Genomic DNA, 23,161 nt, shown 5'->3' on the forward strand with positions numbered 1-23,161 from the left:
AAAAAAATTCAAAACATCCAAAAAACAAAAACCGGGGCACATGGCCCCGGCTTCCATCAACGCAACGCTTTAGACGCGTTCGAAGACAGTGGCAATGCCCTGGCCAAGACCAATGCACATGGTGGACAACCCGAAAGTGCCGCCATTTTGCTTCATTACATTGAGCAAAGTGCCGGAGATGCGAGCACCCGAACATCCAAATGGATGGCCCAGGGCGATGGCACCGCCGTGCAGGTTAACCTTCTCATTCATCTTGTCGAGCACTTTCAAATCTTTCAGCACCGGCAGGGCCTGTGCAGCGAAAGCTTCGTTGAGCTCGATGAAGTCGATATCGGCCATATTCAAGCCTGCGCGCTTCAATGCTTTTTGCGTGGCCGGTACAGGACCATAGCCCATGATCGCAGGATCCACACCGGCAACAGCCATCGAGCGGATCACTGCCAGCGGCTCAAGACCCAGGTCTTTCGCACGCTGGGCCGACATTACGATCATGCACGAGGCACCATCGGTAATCTGCGACGAAGTGCCCGCAGTCACTGTCCCGCCCTTGGGGTTGAAGGCCGGCTTCAACGCAGCCAGGCTTTCCATGCTCGTATCCGGACGAATGGTCTCGTCGTAGTCGAACATCTTCAGGAAGCCATTTTCGTCATATCCCTGCATCGGGATGATTTCGTCTTTGAACTTGCCTTCAATGGTCGCCTTGTGGGCCAACTGGTGAGAACGCACGGCAAAGGCATCCTGCTGCTCGCGGGTGATGCCATGCATCTTGCCCAGCATTTCAGCGGTCAGACCCATCATGCCCGAGGCTTTCGCCGCGTACAGCGACATGTGCGGGTTAGGATCAACGCCGTGCATCATGCTCACGTGACCCATATGCTCGACGCCACCGACCACGAAAACGTCACCGTTACCGGTCATGATCGCCTGGGCAGCAGTGTGCAGGGCGCTCATGGACGAACCGCACAGCCGGCTCACGGTTTGCGCGGCCGAAGTATGTGGGATCTGGGTCATCAGCGACGCCATGCGTGCGATGTTCCAGCCCTGCTCCAGGGTCTGGTTTACGCAGCCCCAGATCACGTCTTCCACTTCGTTCGGGTCAACCTTGTTGTTGCGCTCCAGCACTTTGCTGATCAGGTGCGCAGACATGTCTTCAGCACGGGTGTTGCGGTGCATGCCACCCTTGGAGCGGCCCATCGGGGTGCGACCGAAGTCAACAATCACCACGTCTCTAGGATTCAAGCTCATAATTTCACTCTCACTCTAATGGGGCGCTTAACCGAAGAAGCTCTGACCGTTCTTGGCCATCTCGCGCAGCTTCGCAGTCGGGTGGTACAGCGCGCCCAGTTCAGCGTACTGATCAGCCAGGGCCACGAACTGTGCAACACCGATCGAGTCGATGTAGCGCAATGCGCCGCCACGGAACAGCGGGAAGCCAATGCCGTAAACCAGACCCATATCGGCCTCGGCCGCAGTTTCAACGATGCCGTCTTCCAGGCAGCGTACGGTTTCCAGACACAGCGGGATCATCATCCAGTTGATGATGTCTTCGTCAGTCACGTCGCGCTGCTCGTAGACAATCGGCTTGAGCACTTCAAGTACGCTGGAATCAACGACTTTCTTCTGCTTGCCGCGCTTGTCTTCTTCGTAGGCGTAGAAGCCCTTGCCGTTCTTCTGGCCCAGGCGCTTGGCTTCGTACAGAGCGTCAATCGCCGAGCGGCGATCGTCTTTCATGCGATCAGGGAAGCCTTCAGCCATCACGTCACGACCGTGGTGACCGGTGTCGATGCCGACCACGTCCATCAGGTACGCCGGGCCCATCGGCCAGCCGAATTTTTCCATCACTTTGTCGATGCGCACAAAGTCGACACCGGCGCTGACCAGCCTGGCGAAACCGCCGAAGTACGGGAACAGCACACGGTTGACCAGGAAGCCCGGGCAGTCGTTGACCACGATCGGGTTTTTACCCATTTTCTTGGCGTAGGCAACGGTGGTTGCTACAGCCAGGTCGCTGGATTTCTCGCCACGAATCACTTCAACCAGCGGCATCATGTGCACCGGGTTGAAGAAGTGCATGCCGACAAAGTTCTCCGGACGCTTGAGGGCCTTGGCCAGCAAACTGATGGAGATAGTCGAAGTGTTGGACGCCAGAATCGCGTCTTCGCGGACGTGGTTTTCCACTTCAGCCAGTACGGCCTGCTTGACCTTCGGGTTCTCGACTACAGCTTCGACCACCAGGTCGACGTTGCCGAAATCACCGTAAGACAGGGTCGGACGAATACCGTTGAGCACTTCGGCCATTTTCGCCGGGGTCATGCGACCTTTATCAACGCGACCTACCAGCAGCTTGGCGGCTTCTGCCAGACCTTGCTCGATGCCGTGTTCGTTGATGTCTTTCATCAGGATCGGCGTGCCTTTGGAAGCCGACTGATAGGCAATACCGCCGCCCATGATGCCAGCGCCGAGTACGGCTGCCTGCTTCACGTCTTTGGCGATCTTGTCGTAGGCCTTGGCCTTTTTCTTCAATTCCTGGTCGTTGAGGAACAACCCGATCAGGCATTGTGAAGCCGATGTTTTTGCAAGTTTGGCGAAACCTGCGGCTTCAACTTCCAGCGCCTTGTCACGACCGAAGTTCGCGGCTTTCTGGATAGTCTTGATCGCTTCAACCGGGGCCGGGTAGTTTGGTCCGGCCTGGCCGGCGACGAAACCTTTGGCGGTTTCGAAAGCCATCATTTGTTCAATTGCGTTCAGCTTGAGTTTTTCAAGCTTTGGCTGGCGCTTGGCCTTGTAGTCCAGCTCGCCACTGATGGCGCGCTTGATCACGTCCAGCGCAGCTGCACCCAGTTTGTCCAGGGTGACAACAGCATCAACGGCGCCGACTTTCAGGGCGTCTTCAGCGCGGTTTTCTTTACCCGAGGCAATCCATTCAACAGCGTTATCAACGCCGATCAGACGCGGCAAACGTACGGTGCCGCCGAAGCCCGGGTAGATGCCCAGTTTTACTTCAGGCAGGCCAATCTTGGCGCTGTCGGCCATGACGCGGAAGTCCGCTGCCAGGCACATTTCCAGACCGCCACCCAACGCGATGCCATTGATGGCCGCAACGGTAGGTACATTGAGGTCTTCGAAAGCACTGAAGATTTTGTTGGCTTCGAGGTTACCCGCGATCAGCTCAGCATCCGGCAACTTGAAATTTTCGACGAATTCGGTGATGTCTGCGCCGACGATAAACACGTCTTTGCCGCTGGAAACGATAACACCCTTGACCGAAGCATCTGCCTTGATCGCATCCACTGCCTGACGCAATTCGTTCAGGGTTAGACGGTTGAACTTGTTGACGGACTCACCCTTGAGATCGAACTTGAGTTCGACGATGCCACTTTCAAGAGCCGTAACCGTGATGGCTTTACCTTCGTAAATCATCAACTGATCTCCACGATATGGAAGCTGAACAGTACACGTCGGACGCTAGCGTCTGGCTGTCACTGACCTTTGCGTCAATGTTGATGCCAGGCCGCCAGGCACACCCGCCAACGCGATAGTCGGGGTTCTGTGAGCGCCGTCGAGGAAGACAAACGCTCAATTCATACGCCCGTTTGATTTGGGTGTCGACACCTTCAGGGAAAAGCCCGCGATTGTCAATTGTCCAAAACAACGATGACAAAACCACCCTGCAGGAGCGGGCTTGCCCCGCCATTGCATCACCGCGGTGTTTCAAGCAAAACGCAGTGCCTGCATCGCGAGGCAAGCTCGCTCCACAAGCGCTACGCCAGCGCCCGGAGCACTTGATCAATGGCCTTCAAGACCGCAGGATCGCCTCGTTCGCCCCATACCAGCACGATCATTTGCGCATCGGCCTCAACTTTGTAGACGTTGGCCGGCAACTTTTTAAACTGCGCCAGCAAGCGCTCATCCACACATTCTTCCTGCCAGCGATTGAGCCATTTCCCCGGAGCCGATTGCCAATAGCACCATACATCAGGCTTAGTACTGCGGCGCGGGCGATGGTATTGCGCACAGGAACTCGGCGGCTCCGGCTCAAGCCAGTGCGGCCACTCCTGGGGCGCCAGTTGCATGGCCAGCCCCATGCGCCGCGCCTCCATGCGCAGATCCATCCGGCCACTCTGATTACGTGAAGGCCGCAACCATGCCAGGGGGCTAAGAACCAGCGCCAGGATTGACACCACTATCCATACCGTCATATCTGTACTCTCATTACCTGACTAAACGAGTTGACCCTGACTTGAACCAAGGCTCTACAAAAAGGGCCATACTCATAACAATTCACCATTTACAGGAGCGCCGCACATGTCCACGCCAAAGCCTTACACCCACATTCTAGTCGCCGTCGATCTGACCGAAGAATGCGATCCGGTGATCTATCGCGCCAGCGCCAGCGCCGAGGCCAACGGTGCCAAACTGTCGCTGATCCACATCGTCGAGCCTATGGCCATGGCCTTTGGCGGCGATGTTCCGATGGACCTGTCGCAACTGCAACAACAACAGTTTGATCAGGCCAAGGAACGCCTTGAACGCCTGATCGATATCTACCCGCAACTGTCCAAAGACAACTGCAAACTCGCCTATGGCCAGCCGCGCCAGGAAATCCATGGCTTCGCGAAAGCCGAAAACTGCGACCTGATCGTGGTCGGCAGCCATGGCCGTCACGGCCTGGCACTGCTGCTGGGTTCCACTGCCAACGATGTGCTGCATGGTGCTCCGTGCGATGTGCTGGCGGTCAGCCTGAAAAAACCTGATTAAGCCTCCCGCAACAGTAAAAAAGCCCGGCCCCCTTGTTCAAAGGGCCGGGCTTTTTCAGTTCAGCAGGTGCTCAATCAGGCATCCAGCTCGGCCCAACGCTCAACCAGCTGCTCAAGCTCGGCTTGCAACTTCTCAAGCCGGGCGATGACTTCAGCCGTTTTGGCGGCTGGCAGCTGATAGAAGCCCGCATCAGCCATTTCGGCTTCAACGGCGGCAATTGCCTGCTCTTTCGCATCGATATCGCCTGGCAAGGCTTCCAGCTCGCGCTGCAGCTTGTAGCTCAGCTTCTTTTTCGCTGCCGGTGCAGGTGCAGCGGCGGCCGGAGCCGGTGCTGCGGTGACCACTGCCGAAGTCAGGTCGGCCTTACCGGATTTGCTCTCGGTAACACCCAACAGGCGCGGCGAGCCGCCCTGACGCAACCAGTCCTGATAACCACCGACGTATTCACGGACCTTGCCTTCGCCCTGGAATACCAGGGTGCTGGTCACCACGTTGTCGAGGAATGCCCGGTCGTGACTGACCATCAGCACGGTGCCCTTGAAGGTCAGCAAGACCTCTTCAAGCAGCTCCAGGGTCTCAACGTCCAGGTCGTTGGTCGGCTCATCGAGCACCAGCAGGTTGGCTGGCTTGCTGAACAGCTTGGCCAGCAACAGACGGGCACGCTCACCACCTGACAGCGCCTTGACCGGCGTGCGGGCACGCTGAGGGCTGAACAGGAAGTCACCCAAGTAGCTGAGCACGTGGCGGCTCTGACCGTCGATATCGATAAAGTCGCGGCCTTCGGCCACGTTATCGATCACGGTTTTTTCCAGATCCAGCTGATGGCGCAACTGGTCGAAGTAAGCCACGTCGATGCGCGTCCCCTCTTCAACCGTGCCTTCGGTAGGCACCAGGCCGCCCAGCATCAACTTCAGCAGGGTAGTTTTACCGGTACCGTTAGCGCCCAGCAGACCGATACGGTCGCCACGCTGCAGCACCATGGAGAAGTCCTTGAGCAGGAACGGACCACCCGGGTGAGCAAAGCTGACGTTTTCCAGCACCATCACTTGCTTGCCGGACTTGTCGGCAGTATCAAGCTGGATATTGGCCTTGCCGGTGCGTTCGCGACGCTCACTGCGCTCAACGCGCAGCTCTTTAAGGGCGCGAACACGGCCTTCGTTACGGGTGCGGCGCGCCTTGATGCCCTGGCGGATCCACACTTCTTCCTGGGCCAGACGCTTGTCGAACAGGGCGTTAGCCGTTTCTTCAGCTGCCAGGGTGGCTTCTTTGTGCACCAGGAAGCTGGCGTAGTCGCCGTTCCAGTCGATCAGGCCGCCACGGTCCAGCTCCAGAATCCGGGTGGCCAGATTCTGCAGGAAGGAACGGTCGTGGGTGATAAACAGAACCGCGCCCTGGAAGCCCATCAAGGCCTCTTCGAGCCAGGCAATAGCACCGATGTCCAGGTGGTTGGTCGGTTCGTCGAGCAGCAGCAGGTCCGGTTCGGAAACCAGAGCCTGTGCCAGCAGGACGCGACGACGCCAGCCGCCGGACAATTCGGCGAGGGTTTTGTCAGCCGGCAACTGCAGACGGCTCAGGGTGCTGTCTACCAATTGCTGCAAGCGCCAGCCGTCGCGGGCTTCGAGGTCTTGCTGGACGTGCATCAGCTTGTCCAGGTCAGCATCGGTAACGATGTTCTGGCTCAGGTGGTGGTACTGCGCGAGCAGTTCACCAACACCGTCCAGACCTTCGGCAACCACGTCGAACACGGTCCGTTCGTCGGCCGCAGGCAACTCTTGCGGCAATTCGCCAATCTTGAGGCCGGGCGCGCGCCAAACAGAGCCGTCATCGGGTTTTTGATCACCTTTTACCAGCTTCATCATGCTGGACTTTCCGGTGCCGTTGCGGCCGATGATGCACACCCGCTCTCCACGGGCGATCTGCCAGGACACCTTGTCCAACAACGGCATAGAGCCGAAAGCAAGGGACACATCGCTGAATTTGAGCAGGGTCATGAGCTTCTCCAAAAACTGGGCGCGCATTCTACCTGATTTGAGCCCCCAGGCGGCCGGGTATTTCTTGTACGGCCCCGTCTACCCTTCATTTAGTGCCAAGTAGCACCGGTTGGCCGGCAAGGCTTTCACGGGGCGCTGGCAAAAGGCTAAGCTACGGCACAATCAGCGCGGGTCGCCCTGCGCTTGTCGCGTTTTTCATTTGTACGGAAGCCACATGCGCAGTCGTCTTTTCAACTTTTTATCCTGCCTGCTTCTCACTACCTGCGCCGTGCAAACCGCCCACGCTGCAGATCTCACTCAACAACGTCAGCTCTACGATGATGCCAAGCGCGCCCTGGCCAAGGGTGATTCCGGCCCTTACTTTCAAAATGCCGCCGCGCTGCGCAGTTATCCCCTGACCCCCTATCTGGCCTACGACGAGCTGACCGCACGTCTGAAGTCGGCCAGCAACCCTGAAATCGAGCAGTTCCTGGCCCAACACGGCGACCTGCCCCAGGCCAACTGGATGAAGTTGCGCTGGCTGCGCTGGCTGGCAGAGCGCGGCGACTGGGCGACTTTTGAAAAGTATTACGACCCCAAGCTCAATTTCACCGAACTCGATTGCCTCAACGGCCAGTATCAGCTCAAGCACAACCTCAAGGCCGAAGGCTATGCCAACGCCGAAAAACTGTGGATGGTCGGCAAGGCACAGCCTGCCGCCTGCGACGCGCTGTTCAGCCAGTGGGCCGCCGAAGGCCAGTTGACCGAGCAAAAACGCTGGAAGCGGGTCAAGCTGGCAGCTGAAGCGCGCAACTACGGGCTTGCCACCTCCCTGGCCAACGGCCTCAACACGCTGGGCCCACAAGCCAGGCTGATGATTGATGTGGCCCAGAAGCCCGACATGCTCAGCCAGCCGTCGCGCTTCGCCCCCGCCAGCGAAGCCATGTCTGATGCCGTTGGCCTTGGCCTGCGCCGTCTGGCACGCCAGGACCCGGAAAAAGCCGCATCCCTGCTCGACAGCTACGCCAGCAGCATGCATTTCTCGCGGGACGAAAAAGTCGCCATAGCCCGGGAAATCGGCCTGACGTTCGCCCGTCGCTACGACAGTCGCGGCCTGGACATCATGACCAAGTACGACCCGGAACTGCGGGACAACACGGTCACCGAATGGCGTCTGCGCCTGCTGTTACGCCTGGCACGCTGGCAGGACGCCTACCAGTTGACCACCAAACTGCCCCAGGACCTGGCAACCACCAGCCGCTGGCGTTACTGGCAAGCCCGCAGCCTTGAACTGGCCGAGCCTAAAAACCCGCAAGCGCTGGCGCTGTTCAAAAAAGTCGCCGGTGAGCGGGATTTTTACGGCTTTCTGGCCGCCGACCGGGCCCAGACCCCGTATCAGCTCAATAACAAGCCGCTGATGCTCAGCCCGCAGCTGATCAATAAAGTACGCAACACGCCCGGCGTGCAGCGCGCACTGGAATTTCATGAGCGCGGACAAATCGTCGATGGCCGACGTGAGTGGTATTACGTCAGCCGCTTGTTCAGCCGCGATGAAATGGTCGCCCAGGCCAAACTGGCCTACGACCTGAAGTGGTACTTCCCCGCCATTCGTACCATGGCGCAAGCGCAGTATTGGGATGACCTGGATGTTCGCTTCCCGATGGCACACCGCGACACGCTGGTACGAGAAGCCAAAGTTCGTGGGCTGCATTCGAGCTGGGTATTTGCCATTACCCGCCAGGAAAGTGCCTTTATGGATGACGCCCGCTCGGGTGTGGGCGCCAGCGGCTTGATGCAGTTGATGCCGGCCACCGCCAAAGAAACCGCACGCAAATTCAGCATTCCGCTGGCCTCGCCACAGCAAGTACTCAACCCGGACAAAAACATCCAGCTGGGTGCTGCCTACCTGAGTCAGGTCCATGGCCAGTTCAACGGCAACCGGGTGCTGGCTTCCGCGGCCTACAACGCCGGCCCCGGCCGCGTTCGCCAATGGCTCAAGGGTGCAAACCACCTGGGCTTTGATGTCTGGATCGAAAGCATCCCGTTCGACGAAACACGCCAGTATGTGCAGAACGTACTGTCTTATTCGGTGATCTACGGCCAAAAGCTCAACGTACCGCAGCCGCTGGTGGACTGGCACGAACGTTATTTTGACGACCAGTAAACACACCGATTTGCTGTAGGTGCGAGCTTGCTCGCGAGCTTTTAACAGCTCGCGAGCAAGCTCGCTCCTACAGGGTAAGGGTTTACTCCAGAATGGTTACCGGCATGCCGACTTCGAGCACACCGTTACCGTCATTCACCAGGTTCTGACCGAACATAGTCCCTTCTGCCTGCTTGCGATAAGTCATCAAGGTGGCCAGCGGCTCGCGCTGTTCATCACGCACACCGGTGTGCGGATCAACCGTCGTGAGGATGCAACGCGAGCAGGACTTGACCACACGAAACTCGGTATCACCAATGCGGATGCGCTTCCAGCCGTCTTCGGCAAAGGCTTCGCTGCCCTCAATCACCAGGTTTGGCCGAAAACGCAGCATGTCCAGTTCGCGACCGACCCTGGCGCCAAGATCATCCAGCGACGCCTGACCTATCAGCAACAGCGGGTAGCCATCGGCAAACGCCACTTTGTCATCATCACGGCCATAGCCCGCTTCAGTGGTGCGCGCACGCTCCAGCGGAACATGCACCAGCCGTACCGGCTTCTCGACAAAGCGGCTTAGCCAGTCAGCGGCAGCGTCGCCCGCATCCGGTACTCGCAAAGTGTCACGCCAGATGGTGACACCCCGCAGATTCGACTCGGCATCCGGCACCTTCACGTCCAGCGGGTCAAAACCCCGGGCATTCAGGGTCAAACCGCCGGCGGCGTTCCACAGTGCCGACAGCTGACTCATTACAGGGTCGGCACGCTGGGTCAGGAACCTGCCGCTCGCTTCATCGACCAGCATCCAGCGTCGATCACCAACCAGGCCCAGCCGGTCCAGACGGGCCTGGGGCAGGCTTTCGCCCTTGGCGGATTTCAGCGGAAAACGATAAAGCGCGCTTAGACGCAACATTGGCCTGCCTCGAGAGAGTTAAAAAGCCAAAGTATACGAGCAAAAATCAGTTTTTCCCCCGAAGTTACGCCGGCACTTGCTCCAGCATCAAGCGTTGACGCACCACATCCACCAGCTTGTCCGGCTGGAACTTGGAGAGAAAGTTGTCGCAGCCGACCTTCTTCACCATCGACTCGTTGAAGCTCCCCGACAACGAGGTGTGCAACACCACGTACAGGCTGCGCAAACGCGGGTCGTTACGAATTTCGGTGGTCAGGCGATAACCGTCCATTTCCGGCATTTCGGCATCGGTAAAAATCATCAGCAACTTGTCCGTCATGACCTGGCCTGTGTCCGCCCATGCCTTGAGCATATTCAAGGCCTTGAGGCCATCGCTGGCAACATGCATTTTGAGCCCCAACTGCGACAGCGTTTCACGCAATTGCGCCACCGCCACACTGGAGTCATCCACCAGCAGCACTTCACGGCCACGGGCCTGCTCCAGCAGCGGATCTGCCAGTTTTTCGCGCGAGACCCGGGCGTTGTACGGGACGATCTCGGCCAACACTTTTTCCACGTCGATAATCTCCACCAGCTGTTCATCGACTTTGCTGATCGCGGTCAGGTAATGCTGGCGCCCGGCACTGCCCGGCGGCGGCAGAATGGCCTCCCAGTTCATATTGACGATACGGTCCACGCTGCCCACCAGGAACGCCTGAACTGAACGGTTGTACTCGGTGACGATGATCGTGCTGTCGGGCCCCGGCACCACCGGGCGCATGCCGATCGCCCGGGACAGATCGATCACCGGCAGGGTTTTGCCGCGCAGGTTGACCACACCGCACACATGAGGATGACGGTGCGGCATGAGGGTCAATTTGGGCAGTTGGAGGACTTCTTGCACCTTGAACACGTTGATCGCGAACAGTTGCCGGCCCGCCAGGCGAAACATGAGAAGTTCCAGCCGGTTTTCTCCCACTAACTGAGTCCGCTGATCTACCGTGTCGAGAATGCCGGCCATGAATAACTCCTGGGCGTAAGGGCTTGATGCCCGGGGTTATCGGCCGGCCTGGCTGATTCTTTATGACTGGCAGTTGCTGCTGTCATCCCTCCTGCAGTTGCGCGGGATCAAGTGGGGTCGACGTGCTGAGCAGTGGAGAGTTTTCTGGCAAATGCACCTTCAACGCGCCCTTGCGTACTTCAAAGCGCATGGCATCACCCTCCAGCGGCTCGCCATCCAGATTCATTGAAAGCCCCTCGGCCGCCTTGATTTCAACCCAGGGCACACGCGCCCGGACAAACAGGTTATCCAGGCTCCAGCCGCCGGCCATCAACTCTTTCAAGGTGCTGACCACTTCCTGGGGTGCAGGCAGAATGCTGATATCCAGCAAACCGTCATCGACCAGGGCCTGTGGGCACAGCTCCTGCCCGCCACCGGCCTGGCGACCGTTGCCGATCCCCAGCGCCAGCAAATTACCCTGCCAGTGAAAGTCCGGCCCTTGCAGCTCGGCATACGCGGCGTGCAGTTCGGTGAAACGCGTCAGCCCGGTAAACAGATAGGCCGCCCCGCCCAGCACCTTTTTCAGGTCTTCCGAGGTATTGGCCGTAACCTGGCTGCCAAAGCCGCCCGTGGCCATGTTCAAGAATATCTGGCCACCCACCTCCCCCAGATCGATGGCTTGGGCGGGGACGTCCAGCAAGGCCAGGGCTTCATCGGGTTGCAGCGGGATACCGGCAGCCCGGGCAAAGTCATTGGCAGTGCCCAACGGCAACAGCACCAGACCGGCCTCGGTATCGGCCAATGCCAGGGCCTCGCAAATATCGCGCAAGGTGCCATCGCCACCGCCCGCGATGATCTGGCCATAGCCCGCCTCCAGAGCCTCGTGCACAAGCCGCTGGGCATCCCCGGTCTCCCATGTCAGGCGTACTGTCAGCTCCCAGCCCATGGCGCGCCGTTGCTCCACCGCAGCCCGCACGTCTTCGTTGAGCGCTTGCTTACCGTGCAAAATCAAAAATGCCTTACCTGCACTCATCTCTATCTCCCTCGACAAAAGCGGTCTGAATTTTTGGACAGCAGCCGAACCGAAAAGACCCATGCTGCCACGACTTATTTGCCCGATACCGCACTATTGTCGTCAACCAGTCGATCAATCGCGCAGAACCGGTCAAACTCCACCGCCCAAAGCAGCCCATTGACGCCAGAGGCCTTCTGAATGAGCACACTCATTCCCTGCATCATCGCCGGAGGCGCTGGCACCCGGCTTTGGCCAGTGTCCCGTGAGTCCATGCCCAAACCCTTTATGCGCCTGCCCGACGGCGAGAGCCTGCTGCAAAAGACCTTCCATCGGGCAACTGGCCTGGCAGACGTCAACCGCTTGCTGACGGTGACCAGTCGCGAGGTGTTTTTCCGCACCCTTGATGACTATCGCCCACTGAACGATGGCGCCGTGGCTCTGGATTTCATTCTTGAGCCCGTGGGACGCAATACCGCCCCGGCCATTGCTGCTGCCGCATTACACGTAGCTCGACGCTACGGCGAGGACGCGCAACTGCTGGTGTTGCCGGCCGACCACCTGATCACCGATCTGGCCGCCTTTGCCGACGCCGTCGACAGCGCACGGCGATTGGCCGACCAGGGCTGGCTGGTGACTTTCGGCATCCGCCCGAGCAAGGCAGAAACCGGCTTTGGCTATATAGAAAAAGGCCCGGCGCTGAACGGTGACGGGTTCCAGGTGGCGCAATTTGTTGAGAAGCCCGATGCCATCACGGCCCGGCAATTTCTGGACGGCGGCCAGCACCTGTGGAATAGCGGCATGTTCTGCATGCGGGTCGACAGCCTGCTGCGTGAACTCCAGGAGTACGCGCCACAGGTGCTGGCGGCAGTGAGCCACTGCCTTGAACACAGTCAGGCGTTTGAGGGGCAACAGGATCTGCACCTTGAGCTGGACAGTCGCACCTTCGCCCTGGCACCCGATATTTCCATCGACTACGCGCTGATGGAACGTTCAACAAAAGTGGCGGTGGTTCCCTGTCAATTGGGCTGGAGCGATATCGGCTCATGGCAGGCGGTGCGTGAGCTGAGCCCGGCGGATGCCAACGGCAACCAGTGCAATGGTGAAAGCGTTCTGCACGATGTGCACAACTGCTATATCAACTCGCCCACACGTCTGGTCGGCGGGGTCGGGCTCAACGACCTGATCATCATTGATACCCCTGACGCCTTGCTGGTCGCTGATGCCAAGCGTAGCCAGGATGTTAGATACATCGCCCAGGCGCTCAAGCTTCAGGGCCACGATGCCTATCGCCTGCACCGCACCGTCACCCGCCCCTGGGGCACCTATACGGTGCTCGAAGAAGGACCGGGGCTGAAAATCAAACGTATCGTGGTCAAACCGCAAGGTGCGCTGTCCCTGCAAATGCATCGGCTACGCAGCGAACACTGGATTGTGGTGAGCGGCATCGCCCAGGTCACCAATGGCGACCGTCAGTTTGAGCTCAACAGTAACGAATCGACCTTTATCAAACCTGGCAGAGCCCACCGCCTGGTCAACCCCGGGGCGGTTGATCTGGTGATGATTGAGGTGCAGAGCGGTGAGTACGTGGGGGAAGACGACATAGTGCGCCTGAGCGACATTTATGGCCGGGTGCCTGTGGCACGGTAAGCGTTTTGCAAGAGCGAGCTTCTGAAGAATACCGAGCTCACTACTCAATTTAAGCTCGATAAAAAGCTCGCGCCTGCAGGTCTTCGGGGATTTAACCCAACACTTCGCTTAACGGGATGAAGCCTGCCAGGTCACCTTCAACCAGGGTTCGCCCTTCAAGCACTTCCACCAGCCCTTCGGCCCAGGCTGCACTGCGCAAAACACCCGAACTCTGGTTTTTGTAGATCACCGCCCGCCCCTGCTCCAGCCGGCCACGCAGGTACTCACGGCGATTACCCGCCTTGGGCCAGACGAACCCGGCCGGCACCTGGAACTTTAACGGCTCGACGGCCTGTACGCCCTGGCGGCGCAGGATGTAAGGCCGCGCCAGCAGTGCAAAGGTCACCAGGGTCGATGCCGGATTGCCCGGCAGGCCAATCACCGGTACACCCCGAAAATGCCCGCAGGTCAGAGGCTTCCCCGGCTTGATTGCCAGCTTCCACAACGCCAGTTCACCTTCTTCGCGCAGCGCAATACCCAGGAAGTCAGCCTCGCCGACGGATACGCCTCCGGTGGACAGAATCAGGTCCACCGCCCCCAGTTCTGCCAGGCGCTGACGGGTTGCCGGCAAGTCGTCGGGCAAGATCCCGGCATCGACCACTTCACACCCCAGGCGCGTCAGCCAGCTGCACAGCAATACGCGATTACTGTTGTAGATTTGCCCCGGGCCCAATGCCTGGCCCGGCTCGATCAGTTCATCGCCGGTGGACAACACCGCAACCCTGACCCGCCTGATCACATCCAGCGCGGCACACCCCAAAGACGCCGCCAGCCCCTGCTCGATCGGGCCCAAACGGGTGCCCGCGGCAAGCACGATCTCCCCGACAGTGGTTTCCTGCCCTTGGGGGCGAATATTCTGACCCGCGTGCAAAGCTTCAGTGAACACTACCCGGCCATCAGCCTGGACCTGAGCGTTTTCCTGCATTTCGACGCAATCGGCACCTGCGGGCACGGGTGCACCGGTGAAGATCCGCGCACAGGTACCCGCCGCCAAAGGTTCGGGGGCCTGACCGGCAAAAATTCGCTGGCTGACCGGCAGCGGCATGCCGGACCAGTCGGCCAGGTTCAGCGCGTAACCGTCCATGGCACTGTTGGGCCATGGCGGCAGATCCAGGGTGGAGATCAGATCCTGGGCCAGCACCCGGCCTTCGCAGGCCGCTAGCGCGAGCGATTCAGTGTGGCGAATTGGAGCTGCTTCGGCCAACGCCAGCAATCGCGCCAGGGCGATTTCGACGGGCATCAGCTCGCCGGTGCGACCCGGCTTATCCACGGGTATCACAGGCCGGCGCCTGCTTTAAATGGGCCACGAAGTTACATGGGCGGTGACGCGAGTCCAGTTGCTCGGCCAGAATCCCGTCCCAACCGGTGCGCACTGCGTTGGTCGAGCCCGGCAGGCAGCACACCAGCGTGCCATTGGCCAGGCCGGCCAGGGCCCGGGACTGCACGGTCGAGGTGCCGATATCGGCCACCGAGATCTGCCGGAACAACTCGCCGAAACCATCGACCTGCTTGTCCAGCAAACAGCTCACCGCTTCTGGCGTGCTGTCACGGGCAGTAAAACCGGTGCCCCCGGTAATCAGCACCACTTGCACGCTGTCATCGGCAATCCAGGTCGCGACCTGGGCACGGATTTTATACAGGTCATCCTTAAGCAGCACCCGGGCCGCCAGTTGATGCCCGGCCTCGCTCAGGCGGTCGACAAAGACCTGGCCTGAGGTGTCGGTTTCGAGAGTACGGGTATCACTGACAGTCAGAACAGCGATGTTCAAAGGCACGAAAGGCACATCAACCTTGGCTTTCATAGACGAGGTCCAGTTGTAGGAGAAACAGCCCGGTGTTATATCACAGCGCTTCTTTTGCCTGGTTGCGCGGAGTCCATCCATGAGCGAGTTTCAATGCTCCATTCTGTTGCTGGCGGGGGGCCGTGGCCAGCGTATGGGCGGGCAGGACAAAGGCCTGGTCATGTGGCAGGGCCTGCCGCTGATCGCCCACGCCCAGCGCGTGGCGCGGCCGCTGACCGATGACCTGATCATTTCCTGCAACCGCAACCGCGAACTGTATGCAGACTATGCAGACGTGCTGGTCAGTGACGGCAATGAGGATTTTGCCGGGCCATTGGCGGGTATCCGCGCCGGGCTGGCTGTTGCCCGGCACTCGCACCTGCTGGTGTTGCCCTGTGACGCCCCCAGGGTCGACAGTGACTTGCTCTGCGCCCTGCTCAACGCCGCCCGCCAATATCCGGAGCAACCCTGTATGGTGCACCACGGCGAACACTGGGAGCCGCTGTTCTGTGTGATCCCGACGGCACTGGCTGAGGCTTTCGAGCAGGCATGGCTCGCGGGTGAGCGCAGCCCGCGTAAAATCATGCTCCAGCTCAATGCCCGTGCCTGGCAATGCGCAGAGAATGACCCCCGGCTTAGCAATTTCAACACCCCTGACCTACTGGATTGACCGGGCATGCTGCACTTGTGCCCCTAGCCAGGGAACTTGCGGACGTTGTATACGTCTCAGGGACAGATAGATCTATAACAGCACTTTAATTTGTTGGAGAACCACAATGACTCATCGGACTCTCGCCGCCCTCATGCTCGCTGCTGGCATGGCCGCCCTTGCCGGCTGCGCCTCGCCAACAGTGATCACGCTCAACGACGGTCGTGAAATCCAGGCAATCGACACGCCAAAGTACGATGAAGATTCAGGCTTCTACCAGTTCAAACAATTGGACGGTAAAGAAACCCGCATCAACAAAGACCAGATTCGTACCGTTAAAGAGTTGTAAGCCTCGCATCAAAACAAAACCCGCCTGGTGCGGGTTTTGTTGTTTCTGGGGCTGCCTGCGGGGGATGTTTACCAGTCCAGATGAATCCGGCTTTCAAAGTAGCGCTCCTGCCCCGTCAACGGGTCAGCGAAACGCAGGCTGTGGGCCAGTAACTTCAACGGGTTGGCATAGTCATCAAGTGCATCCTTGAGCACGTCCGGATAGAACGGGTCATTGCATATCCCCGCCCCCAGCGCCGCCATATGCACCCGTAGCTGATGCTTCTTGCCCGTCACCGGATACAGCGCATATCGCCACAAATCGGCGTTTTTCTCACACACCTCGACCCGGGTCTCGGTGTTGCTGGCACCCGGGCCTTCTTGCATGCGGAAAAACGGCTCGCCCGCCACCAACCGGCTTTTGTGCACCAGTGGCAACTCAAGGTCAGGCAGGGCTTTGGCAATCGCTTCGTAGCGTTTTTCGATCTTGCGCGTGGGAAATAACGATTGATAAGCAGACCGGCTTTCTGGATTGGCCGAGAACAGCACCAGGCCAGCCGTGTGCCGGTCGATGCGGTGCAGCGGGACCAGGTGCGGATTGCCCAGGGTACGAATCAAGCGCCGCAGCAAGGTTTGCTCAACGTATTCGCCCGCCGGCGTGACCGGCAGGAAATGCGGTTTGTCCGCCACCACCAAATGCTCGTCGGCATACAGGATGGTTTCCTGCACCGGGATCGGAGTCTCGTTGGGCACTTCGCGAAAGTAGTGAATGCGCAGGCCTTCCTTGTAGCGCAACTGCGCACTGATCGGCGCACCGTCAGCATCCAGCACCCGGCCGCGGGCGATGCGATCAAGCCATTGCTCGCGGCTGATGGCGCGAAAATGCTCGCACAAACAATCGAGCACGGTCAGCCAGCTACCGGCAGGCAGGTACAAAGTGCTGGCTTGGTGCTCGGCGGCGTTGAAAGGCTGGGTCGACATAGATAACTCGGACGGTAAATGCAGCCGGTGATTATCGCGCACAGCAACCGCCCAGGGCTATTGGAGAAAATTCACCACTTGGGCCGTATCAAATGGCCAACTCAACTCTTCGCCCGTATCGACCCGACGCAGTACCGGAATGCGCAAGCCATAGGCCTCAAACAGCGCTTCACTTTCTGCGATATCCACCAGCTCCACCAGCAATCCATGTTCGACCAAAGGCATCAGTTCAGCCTCGGCCAGTTCACACAAGTGGCAGCCAAGGGTGCCGAACAGTTGACATTCGGGAGGCATAAATAATGACCTTGTTTGAATAAGCGTCCAGTTTAAGAGCCTTGCCCCAACACGTCGAGGCGCTTGCTGGCGCGCTGGGTTTGCGGGCCGCCCCCCTCCGGGCAGAAGAATACAATCGCTCTATACCGCTGCTTGCGACTACCCTAGACCAGCAATGGCAAAGAACCGGCCCCTTGCGGGGTTGGCAGCAAAGAATGATGTACATCAGCGCCGGCACTGCTCGTTTGCTGGATGCTCGCGACTTTTTTACTCGAACTGACAAGGAAGACTTTCGTGTTCGCCAATTTGTTAATCATCCTTGCCTCATCCCTGGTGGTGATCGCGCTGTTCCGGCGCCTGCAACTACCCCCCGTGCTGGGTTATTTATCTGTCGGCCTGCTGGTGGGCCCGACGGCACTGGACTGGGTCAATGACAGCCCGGACCTGCCTGATCTGGCAGAGTTGGGGGTGGTGTTTTTATTGTTCTCGCTGGGGCTGGAGTTCTCACTGCCCAAGATGCTCAAGTTGCGCCGCGTGGTGTTTGGCCTGGGCAGCCTGCAGGTACTGGTGAGCACCGCGGCTCTGGGCGGCTTGCTGTATGCGTTCGGGATGAGCGCCAACACCGCATTCTTGCTGGGCGCAGGCCTCTCTCTGTCATCCACGGCCATCGTGAGCAAGGAACTGACCAGCCTGGGCGAAATTTTCAGTCGCCACGGGCAAAACGCCATTGGCGTGCTGCTGTTTCAGGATGTGGTCGCGGTGCTGTTGTTGACCTTGGTACCGGTATTTGCCGGCAGCAGCGACCAGGCCTGGTATTGGGCATTGCCGGTCACCTTGGGCAAAACCGTTATTTTGTTTGTTGGCCTGCTGTTTGCCAGTCGCTTCGTGCTGCCACGCCTGTTTCACGAAGTTGCTGCTTCCCGATCGGCCGAACTGTTCGTGCTGCTGGCACTGGTGATCGTATTACTGACCGCCTGGCTGACCCACCTGCTCGGTTTGTCGCCTGCGCTGGGGGCCTTCCTGGCCGGCATGTTGCTGGGGGAAAGCCACTACCGGCATCAGATTGAAGCCGACATCCGGCCATTCCGCGACATCTTGCTGGGGCTGTTCTTTGTCAGTATCGGCATGCTGATCGATCTGCAACTGTTCGTTCACGACGGCTTTCTGATTCTCGGCCTGACCCTGGCCTTGATGCTGATCAAAGGCATTGTCGTCGCGACCCTGGTCAAGCTGCGCGGCAGCGATGGCGAAACGGCCTGGCGCAGTGGCCTGGCGCTGGCCCAGGGCGGTGAGTTCTGCTTTGCCCTGATGGCCCAGATGCAACTCAACTCGCTGATCCCGCCAGATATCGCCGCTTACCTGCTGGCCGCCACTTTCTGTTCGATGCTGCTGACTCCCCTGCTGCTGCGGGCCGCACCTAAAATTGCCGCGGCCCTGCACCGCAAGTCCAATGAAGAAGCCGAGCTGGAACAAATCGCCGCGCAAAGTGCCGAGCTGCATGGCCATGTGGTGATGTGCGGTTACGGTCGTGTTGGCCAGTCCATCGGGCGTTTTCTGCGCAACGAGAACAAACATTTCGTGGCTCTGGACTACGACCCGGAGCGGATTCAGGAAGCGGCCAAAGGAAACAGCAGCGTGCACTACGGCGATGCCCGTCGGGGTGATTTGCTGCGCGCTATCGGCCTGGACCGGGCACGCCTGCTGGTTATCGCGGTGGATAGCACGGACGTGGCCATGAGCGTACTCGAGGAGGCCCGGCTCATTACCCTGGACGTGCCCATTCTGGTCAGAACCCGCGACGACAGTAAGCTCGCCGAGCTCAAGGCCGCCGGGGCAACTGAAGTGGTACCTGAATTGCTGGAGTCGAGCCTGATGCTCGCCTCCCATGCCCTGATCATGCTGGGGCTGTCAGAAAAAACCGTACAGCGCCGGGTGGATGAAGTGCGGCATAACCGCTATCACTTGCTTGAAGGCTGCTTTGAAAGTACAGAGCCGCGGGAAGGGTCTGGTTTCCCCCGCGAAAATGAATAAATTGAGGTAAGGTTTTAAATCGCTCAGCGGGATATCTCTGGCATTCAGGTTGGGCAATCCCACAAGGTGTCAGAGAAATGCAGTGAACCTTCACCGAATGCCTACACTCGAACCATCAACAAGCCACTAACGGAGTTACCCATGGCCCGCATAAAAGCAAAGAATGCTCAAGAAATCCTGTTGGCCGACTTCCAGGCCCTGGTCAACGACACGGAAAGATTGCTGGAGCACTCTGCGACTCTGGCCGGCGACGGCGCTGAGGAAGTACGCGCCAAAATCCAGGACAGCCTGCTCAAGGCCCGCGAATCGCTTGCTGATACCAAGGAGTCGTTACAGGAGCGTGGCCAGGCTGCCGTAGTGGCCACCGAAGATTATGTTCAGTCCAACCCTTGGCAGTCCGTTGGCATCGCGGCGGGCGTGGGCTTTCTGATTGGCCTGCTGGCCACCCGGCGCTGATATGACAACTGAAGAATCCGGCTCCTCCCGTTCCACACCGCGGCGCCTGGGTGCCGCGGTTCTGGGTCTGTTGCATAGCCATGTCGAGTTGCTGGGCATCGAACTGCAAGAGCAGAAAGCGCGCACGGTCAGCCTGTTGTTATTTGCCGGGCTGGCACTGGTGTTCGCCCTGTTGTTGCTGATCGGTCTGTCGGCGCTGGTGTTGATATTGCTCTGGGACAGTTATCGCCTGAGCGGCATTATCGGGCTCTGCGTGTTTTATGCGCTGGCGGCGGCGTTCTGCGGCGTGCGCCTTAAAGCGGCGGTGTTCGATGAGTCTTCTCCTTTCAACGCCACGCTGGAAGAGCTGGCCAAAGACCGTGAGCGATTGATGCCATGAGCCATCCTGAAATGCCACAAAACGCCTCACGGCGCGAGATGCGCAAACTGTTGATCCGTCTGCGCATGGAAATGCACCGCCAGGAGATTCGTCACGAATCGCAACAACTGCTGCAACCACTGCAAAAAGTGCGCGGCATGGCCAGCAACTGGCAAGAAAACCTGGGGATAAAGCACGGTTCGCTGTGGGCCGTGGGGCTTGTCAGCGTACTCGGCTTTCTGACGGGCAGAAGTGCAAAAAGCAAAGGCAGCGATGGAACATCACGCTGGATCGGTCTGACCACAGGCCTGTTGCCACTGATCAAAATGGTCATCCAGGCAGCCTCGTCGCGCAAGCCTTGACGGGCCATGTGCAGGAGCGGGCTTGCCTCGTTCCTGCACATGGAGGCAACACCGATAATGCCCTGGACATGCATGGAACCATCTGCGGCTTGCACCATCCTGTGTGAAGCGAGAAGCTGGGGCCTCAGTCACTGACGGAGCACTGCGCCTTGGATTGGCAAACCCTGCTTAACCGCGAACGCCTCGGAAAACCCCACCACAGCCCCGAAGAACTCGGGCGCAGCCCTTTCCATAAAGACCATGACCGGATCATATTTTCTGGCGCATTCCGTCGTTTGGGACGCAAAACCCAGGTCCATCCGGTCAACAGTAACGATCATATCCATACCCGCCTCACCCACTCACTTGAAGTCAGTTGCGTGGGACGCTCACTGGGTATGCGGGTTGGTGAAACGATCCGTAGCGCGCTGCCCGAATGGTGCGATCCGGCCGACCTGGGCATGGTCGTTCAGTCCGCCTGTCTGGCCCATGACATTGGTAACCCGCCCTTTGGCCACTCGGGTGAAGACGCCATTCGCAACTGGTTTCAACAGGCAGCAGACCGGGGCTGGCTGAACGACATGAGCGATGCCGAGCGCAATGATTTCCTGAGTTTTGAAGGTAATGCGCAAGGCTTCAGGGTGCTTACGCAACTTGAATACCACCAGTTCGATGGCGGTACCCGCCTGACCTACGCCACCCTTGGCACCTTCCTCAAATACCCCTGGACCGCACGCCATGCGGACGCTTTGGGCTACAAGAAGCACAAGTTCGGCTGCTATCAAAGTGAACTGCACCTGCTCGAAAACATTGCCCACAAGCTCGGCCTGCCACAAATCGAAGACCAGCGCTGGGCGCGGCATCCGCTGGTGTACCTGATGGAGGCGGCCGATGACATCTGCTACGCACTGATCGACCTTGAAGATGGCCTGGAGATGGATCTTCTGCAGTATGACGAAGTTGAATCCTTGTTACTGGGGCTGGTGGGCGATGACCTGCCGCAAACCTATCGCCTGCTCGGCCCCCAGGACTCCCAACGGCGCAAGCTGGCGATTCTGCGCGGCAAAGCCATCGAGCACCTGACCAACGCTGCTGCACTGGCATTCGTTGAGCAGCAAGAGCAACTGCTGGCCGGCACCCTGCCCGGGGATCTGGTGGAGCACATGCACGGTCCGGCCAAGCGCTGTGTACTGGATGCCAAGGACATGGCGCGCAAGAAGATCTTCCAGGACAAACGCAAAACCCTGCATGAAATCGGCGCCTACACCACGCTCGAAATTCTGCTGAACGCCTTTTGTGGCGCAGCACTGGAGCAGTATGGCGGACGAACCCCGTCGTTCAAGAGTCGCCGGATCCTCGACCTGCTGGGGAATAACGCCCCCCATCCGCAATGGCCGTTGCATCGTGCGTTTATGCGGATCATCGACTTTATTGCCGGGATGACCGATAGCTATGCCACCGAGATGGCCCGGGAAATGACCGGGCGCTCCAGCCCGACCTGACAACGGCCCCGCCCTTGTAAAAAGGGCGGGGCGCCGTGTTTCCGGCCTGTGCCGAGCTGAATCAAACGCGGACACTTGTCGCCACCCGGAACTCCCACCCCCCTTCAACTACCCCTGTATAAAAACAGAAAAAAACTGTAGGAAAATTCACTTTACACAAAAGAAAATTCGATAAAATCCAGGCGTTATTTCAAGTAAACCTTTGACTGCCTCGCTCACCTTCTCCAACTTTCCAAGTAAACCCTTAACCCCTGCCTTATTTAATGTAGGACTATTCCCATACTACCCTTACTGGCCTACCCAATCGTATATCACTCCATATAACTAAGCTAAGGTGCGCCTATTCTATACCGTACTTTGTGGGGTTTTTTATGAACACCGTATTCATTGTTGACGACCATCCTGTGATCCGACTTGCCATCCGCATGCTGTTAGAGCATGAGGGTTATGAAATAGTCGGGGAAACCGATAATGGTGTAGATGCAATGCAGATGATCCGCGAGTCCGTGCCGGACCTGGTCATTCTCGATATCAGCATTCCAAAGCTCGATGGTCTTGAAGTGCTGGCGCGCTTCAACACAATGAACACAAGGGTTAAAACCCTGGTTTTGACGGCCCAGCCCCCTGCACTTTTTGCCATGCGCTGCATGCATTCAGGTGCAGCCGGGTATGTATGCAAACAAGAAGACCTGAGCGAACTTGTCAGTGCCATCAAAGCTGTATTTTCCGGCTACCACTACTTCCCCGGCCAGGCATTGAGTTCAGAAAAGTACGAAAACGGTGAGTCGTCCGAAATGCAACTGTTCAAACTTGTCAACGACCGCGAACTCATGGTCCTGAAACTCTTTGCCCAGGGAAAAACAAACAAGCAAATAGCCACAGACATGTTTCTTAGTAACAAGACCGTGAGCACTTACAAAAAACGGCTCATGCAAAAACTGCAAGTCAGCTCAATGATCAACCTTATCGAACTGGCTAAACGCAACGCTTTGGTATGAAGA

General features: G+C 58.6%; 22 protein-coding genes. 11 read left to right on the forward strand and 11 right to left on the reverse strand.

Going from position 1 to position 23,161, the window contains the following annotated elements:
• Positions 1-69 precede the first annotated feature (69 nt).
• The 3 genes from fadA to EQV90_RS14490 all read right to left on the reverse strand — a co-directional run bounded on the left by fadA (position 70) and on the right by EQV90_RS14490 (position 4,199).
• Positions 70-1,245: an acetyl-CoA C-acyltransferase FadA gene (gene fadA, locus EQV90_RS14480; RefSeq protein WP_003446615.1), complete on the reverse strand. Its 1,176-nt coding sequence runs from the start codon at positions 1,243-1,245 to the stop codon at positions 70-72.
• 27 nt (positions 1,246-1,272) lie between these two features.
• A complete protein-coding gene (gene fadB / locus EQV90_RS14485; protein WP_127195845.1) occupies positions 1,273-3,420 on the reverse strand; it encodes a fatty acid oxidation complex subunit alpha FadB in 2,148 nt (715 codons plus the stop codon).
• 341 nt (positions 3,421-3,761) lie between these two features.
• The gene (locus EQV90_RS14490; RefSeq protein WP_240878314.1) at positions 3,762-4,199 is read right to left on the reverse strand and encodes a hypothetical protein; all 438 of its coding nucleotides are present in this window, start codon (positions 4,197-4,199) and stop codon (positions 3,762-3,764) included.
• Positions 4,200-4,305: 106 nt separating this feature from the next.
• Between EQV90_RS14490 and EQV90_RS14495 the strand changes: the two genes are divergently transcribed.
• Positions 4,306-4,758 carry a universal stress protein gene (locus tag EQV90_RS14495; RefSeq protein ID WP_003446612.1) on the forward strand — a complete coding sequence of 151 codons (453 nt, stop codon included), beginning with the start codon at positions 4,306-4,308 and terminating at the stop codon, positions 4,756-4,758.
• 74 nt (positions 4,759-4,832) lie between these two features.
• On the opposite strand, the gene EQV90_RS14500 is transcribed toward EQV90_RS14495, so the two are convergent.
• Positions 4,833-6,749 carry an ATP-binding cassette domain-containing protein gene (locus tag EQV90_RS14500; protein ID WP_003446611.1) on the reverse strand — a complete coding sequence of 639 codons (1,917 nt, stop codon included), beginning with the start codon at positions 6,747-6,749 and terminating at the stop codon, positions 4,833-4,835.
• A gap of 214 nt (positions 6,750-6,963) precedes the next feature.
• Between EQV90_RS14500 and EQV90_RS14505 the strand changes: the two genes are divergently transcribed.
• Positions 6,964-8,892, forward strand: a complete 1,929-nt coding sequence (locus EQV90_RS14505) for a transglycosylase SLT domain-containing protein (protein ID WP_003446610.1) — start codon at positions 6,964-6,966, stop codon at positions 8,890-8,892.
• 82 nt (positions 8,893-8,974) lie between these two features.
• Here the strand turns inward: EQV90_RS14505 and EQV90_RS14510 are convergent, their stop codons facing one another.
• From EQV90_RS14510 to yegS, 3 genes are all read right to left on the reverse strand, one after another.
• Entirely contained in the window at positions 8,975-9,781 is an 807-nt protein-coding gene (locus EQV90_RS14510; protein ID WP_240878315.1) for an MOSC domain-containing protein, read from the reverse strand.
• 64 nt (positions 9,782-9,845) lie between these two features.
• Positions 9,846-10,781, reverse strand: a complete 936-nt coding sequence (locus tag EQV90_RS14515; protein WP_161720058.1) for a chemotaxis protein CheV — start codon at positions 10,779-10,781, stop codon at positions 9,846-9,848.
• An 82-nt stretch (positions 10,782-10,863) separates the two neighbouring features.
• Positions 10,864-11,793 carry a lipid kinase YegS gene (gene yegS / locus EQV90_RS14520; protein ID WP_240878316.1) on the reverse strand — a complete coding sequence of 310 codons (930 nt, stop codon included), beginning with the start codon at positions 11,791-11,793 and terminating at the stop codon, positions 10,864-10,866.
• Between the two features lie 180 nt (positions 11,794-11,973).
• Between yegS and EQV90_RS14525 the strand changes: the two genes are divergently transcribed.
• Positions 11,974-13,422: a mannose-1-phosphate guanylyltransferase/mannose-6-phosphate isomerase gene (locus tag EQV90_RS14525; protein WP_240878317.1), complete on the forward strand. Its 1,449-nt coding sequence runs from the start codon at positions 11,974-11,976 to the stop codon at positions 13,420-13,422.
• Between the two features lie 91 nt (positions 13,423-13,513).
• Here EQV90_RS14525 and glp read toward each other — a convergent pair whose 3' ends face one another.
• Together glp and moaB are read right to left on the reverse strand one after the other, a co-directional pair.
• Entirely contained in the window at positions 13,514-14,740 is a 1,227-nt protein-coding gene (gene glp / locus EQV90_RS14530) for a gephyrin-like molybdotransferase Glp (protein WP_240878318.1), read from the reverse strand.
• Complete coding sequence (gene moaB / locus EQV90_RS14535) at positions 14,724-15,263, reverse strand: molybdenum cofactor biosynthesis protein B (RefSeq protein ID WP_240878319.1); 540 nt, start codon at positions 15,261-15,263, stop codon at positions 14,724-14,726. Before moaB ends, glp begins: the two co-directional genes overlap by 17 nt.
• Positions 15,264-15,342: 79 nt before the next feature.
• Here moaB and mobA point away from each other — a divergent pair, with 79 nt between their 5' ends.
• Both mobA and EQV90_RS14545 read left to right on the forward strand, forming a co-directional pair.
• Complete coding sequence (gene mobA, locus EQV90_RS14540) at positions 15,343-15,912, forward strand: molybdenum cofactor guanylyltransferase MobA (protein WP_003446603.1); 570 nt, start codon at positions 15,343-15,345, stop codon at positions 15,910-15,912.
• Positions 15,913-16,018: 106 nt separating this feature from the next.
• Complete coding sequence (locus EQV90_RS14545; protein WP_003446602.1) at positions 16,019-16,240, forward strand: YgdI/YgdR family lipoprotein; 222 nt, start codon at positions 16,019-16,021, stop codon at positions 16,238-16,240.
• 68 nt (positions 16,241-16,308) lie between these two features.
• Here EQV90_RS14545 and EQV90_RS14550 read toward each other — a convergent pair whose 3' ends face one another.
• Both EQV90_RS14550 and EQV90_RS14555 read right to left on the reverse strand, forming a co-directional pair.
• Complete coding sequence (locus EQV90_RS14550; RefSeq protein ID WP_127195840.1) at positions 16,309-17,199, reverse strand: pseudouridine synthase; 891 nt, start codon at positions 17,197-17,199, stop codon at positions 16,309-16,311.
• Between the two features lie 57 nt (positions 17,200-17,256).
• Complete coding sequence (locus tag EQV90_RS14555) at positions 17,257-17,493, reverse strand: glutaredoxin family protein (RefSeq protein WP_003446600.1); 237 nt, start codon at positions 17,491-17,493, stop codon at positions 17,257-17,259.
• Between the two features lie 273 nt (positions 17,494-17,766).
• On the opposite strand from EQV90_RS14555, the gene EQV90_RS14560 reads away from it, so the two are divergent.
• The 6 genes from EQV90_RS14560 to EQV90_RS14585 all read left to right on the forward strand — a co-directional run bounded on the left by EQV90_RS14560 (position 17,767) and on the right by EQV90_RS14585 (position 23,158).
• Positions 17,767-19,503 carry a monovalent cation:proton antiporter-2 (CPA2) family protein gene (locus EQV90_RS14560; RefSeq protein ID WP_003446598.1) on the forward strand — a complete coding sequence of 579 codons (1,737 nt, stop codon included), beginning with the start codon at positions 17,767-17,769 and terminating at the stop codon, positions 19,501-19,503.
• Positions 19,504-19,644: 141 nt separating this feature from the next.
• Complete coding sequence (locus tag EQV90_RS14565; protein ID WP_003446596.1) at positions 19,645-19,959, forward strand: YqjD family protein; 315 nt, start codon at positions 19,645-19,647, stop codon at positions 19,957-19,959.
• A 1-nt stretch (position 19,960) separates the two neighbouring features.
• Positions 19,961-20,338 carry a phage holin family protein gene (locus EQV90_RS14570; RefSeq protein WP_003446595.1) on the forward strand — a complete coding sequence of 126 codons (378 nt, stop codon included), beginning with the start codon at positions 19,961-19,963 and terminating at the stop codon, positions 20,336-20,338.
• Positions 20,335-20,679: a hypothetical protein gene (locus tag EQV90_RS14575; RefSeq protein WP_003446593.1), complete on the forward strand. Its 345-nt coding sequence runs from the start codon at positions 20,335-20,337 to the stop codon at positions 20,677-20,679. Before EQV90_RS14570 ends, EQV90_RS14575 begins: the two co-directional genes overlap by 4 nt.
• Positions 20,680-20,828: 149 nt before the next feature.
• Positions 20,829-22,160 (forward strand): deoxyguanosinetriphosphate triphosphohydrolase, encoded by a 1,332-nt coding sequence (locus EQV90_RS14580; protein WP_003446591.1) that lies wholly within the window; start codon positions 20,829-20,831, stop codon positions 22,158-22,160.
• A gap of 371 nt (positions 22,161-22,531) precedes the next feature.
• Positions 22,532-23,158 carry a response regulator transcription factor gene (locus EQV90_RS14585; RefSeq protein WP_010656824.1) on the forward strand — a complete coding sequence of 209 codons (627 nt, stop codon included), beginning with the start codon at positions 22,532-22,534 and terminating at the stop codon, positions 23,156-23,158.
• Positions 23,159-23,161: the final 3 nt, after the last annotated feature.

The sequence above is a fragment of the Pseudomonas sp. TMW22089 genome (genome assembly GCF_022496645.1).
Lineage (GTDB): Bacteria > Pseudomonadota > Gammaproteobacteria > Pseudomonadales > Pseudomonadaceae > Aquipseudomonas > Aquipseudomonas paraversuta.

Bases quoted from the DNA above. Each gene is read 5' to 3' on its own strand.
- fadB (WP_127195845.1), bottom strand. From the start codon at position 3,420: ATGATTTACGAAGGTAAAGCCATCACGGTTACGGCTCTTGAAAGTGGC.
- fadA (WP_003446615.1), bottom strand. From the start codon at position 1,245: ATGAGCTTGAATCCTAGAGACGTGGTGATTGTTGACTTCGGTCGCACC.
- EQV90_RS14550 (WP_127195840.1), bottom strand. From the start codon at position 17,199: ATGTCGACCCAGCCTTTCAACGCCGCCGAGCACCAAGCCAGCACTTTG.
- EQV90_RS14515 (WP_161720058.1), bottom strand. From the start codon at position 10,781: ATGGCCGGCATTCTCGACACGGTAGATCAGCGGACTCAGTTAGTGGGA.
- yegS (WP_240878316.1), bottom strand. From the start codon at position 11,793: ATGAGTGCAGGTAAGGCATTTTTGATTTTGCACGGTAAGCAAGCGCTC.
- EQV90_RS14565 (WP_003446596.1), top strand. From the start codon at position 19,645: ATGGCCCGCATAAAAGCAAAGAATGCTCAAGAAATCCTGTTGGCCGAC.
- EQV90_RS14525 (WP_240878317.1), top strand. From the start codon at position 11,974: ATGAGCACACTCATTCCCTGCATCATCGCCGGAGGCGCTGGCACCCGG.
- EQV90_RS14505 (WP_003446610.1), top strand. From the start codon at position 6,964: ATGCGCAGTCGTCTTTTCAACTTTTTATCCTGCCTGCTTCTCACTACC.
- EQV90_RS14575 (WP_003446593.1), top strand. From the start codon at position 20,335: ATGAGCCATCCTGAAATGCCACAAAACGCCTCACGGCGCGAGATGCGC.
- EQV90_RS14510 (WP_240878315.1), bottom strand. From the start codon at position 9,781: ATGTTGCGTCTAAGCGCGCTTTATCGTTTTCCGCTGAAATCCGCCAAG.
- EQV90_RS14500 (WP_003446611.1), bottom strand. From the start codon at position 6,749: ATGACCCTGCTCAAATTCAGCGATGTGTCCCTTGCTTTCGGCTCTATG.
- EQV90_RS14570 (WP_003446595.1), top strand. From the start codon at position 19,961: ATGACAACTGAAGAATCCGGCTCCTCCCGTTCCACACCGCGGCGCCTG.
- moaB (WP_240878319.1), bottom strand. From the start codon at position 15,263: ATGAAAGCCAAGGTTGATGTGCCTTTCGTGCCTTTGAACATCGCTGTT.
- mobA (WP_003446603.1), top strand. From the start codon at position 15,343: ATGAGCGAGTTTCAATGCTCCATTCTGTTGCTGGCGGGGGGCCGTGGC.
- EQV90_RS14555 (WP_003446600.1), bottom strand. From the start codon at position 17,493: ATGCCTCCCGAATGTCAACTGTTCGGCACCCTTGGCTGCCACTTGTGT.
- EQV90_RS14545 (WP_003446602.1), top strand. From the start codon at position 16,019: ATGACTCATCGGACTCTCGCCGCCCTCATGCTCGCTGCTGGCATGGCC.
- EQV90_RS14495 (WP_003446612.1), top strand. From the start codon at position 4,306: ATGTCCACGCCAAAGCCTTACACCCACATTCTAGTCGCCGTCGATCTG.
- EQV90_RS14585 (WP_010656824.1), top strand. From the start codon at position 22,532: ATGAACACCGTATTCATTGTTGACGACCATCCTGTGATCCGACTTGCC.
- EQV90_RS14490 (WP_240878314.1), bottom strand. From the start codon at position 4,199: ATGACGGTATGGATAGTGGTGTCAATCCTGGCGCTGGTTCTTAGCCCC.